General features: G+C 61.6%; 2 protein-coding genes. One reads left to right on the top strand and one right to left on the bottom strand.

Going from position 1 to position 752, the window contains the following annotated elements; genetic code table 11:
* Positions 1-273: aminotransferase class III-fold pyridoxal phosphate-dependent enzyme (locus HA630_RS01820; protein ID WP_166832180.1), on the top strand; the 273-nt coding region annotated here is incomplete at its 5' end.
* 75 nt (positions 274-348) lie between these two features.
* Here HA630_RS01820 and HA630_RS01825 read toward each other — a convergent pair.
* The gene (locus HA630_RS01825) at positions 349-600 is read right to left on the bottom strand and encodes a DUF2442 domain-containing protein (RefSeq protein ID WP_166832181.1); all 252 of its coding nucleotides are present in this window, start codon (positions 598-600) and stop codon (positions 349-351) included.
* Positions 601-752 lie beyond the last annotated feature (152 nt).

Here is a 752-nt window from a genome sequence, read left to right on the forward strand (position 1 = left end):
GCCCTGGCGCAACACAACGTGGAAATTCAGGACGTGCGCGGCCTGGGCTCCATGATCGCCATCGAGCTGTTTGAAGGCGGCGACCACGACAAGCCGGCCGCCGACCTGACGAAGCGCGTCTGCGCCGAGGCGCTCAAGCGCGGCTTGGTGCTGCTGTCGTGCGGCGTGTACGCCAACGTCATCCGCATTCTGGTGCCCATCACCGCCAGCGACGCGCTGCTGGACGAGGGGCTGGCCATCATGGGTGAGGCGTTGAAGGCGGCGAAGGGTTGAACCTTCGGCAACCCCAGAGACTGAAACGACAAAGGCCCGCGAGGGCCTTTGTTGTTTGGAGCACACAGGGGGCAGTCAGCCCCGCGCCATCAGCGGGAAGTCCGCAGGCCGGCGAATCGAGTCCACTGCCAGGTCGATGTCCAGCGCGGGCCAGTACAGGTGGTTGGGTGTGGGGTGCTCCACCGTCGTGATTTGCTCAACCGTGGCCTGCTTGAACCAAGGAAACTGCTCAAACGGCAGGTGCAACTCTTCGTCACCCAGCAACAGCCAAAGGCCATGCTTGGAAATGTGCGTGACCTCAGCCGCCGAAGTGATGCTTCCAGGCATTTTCGATCTCCTTGATGTGCGCTTGCACCACCGATTGTGCATCGGTGATCTGCTTTGGTCGCCCCTGATTTATTCATTTCAAGCCACGCGCAGCCGGTTTGACACCGGTTGCGCGTCCATTGGAGGAAGTTTTGCGAGCCAACCAGCTTGAG

The organism is Aquabacterium sp. A08, assembly GCF_011742065.1.

Bases quoted from the DNA above. Each gene is read 5' to 3' on its own strand.
- HA630_RS01825 (WP_166832181.1), bottom strand. From the start codon at position 600: ATGCCTGGAAGCATCACTTCGGCGGCTGAGGTCACGCACATTTCCAAG.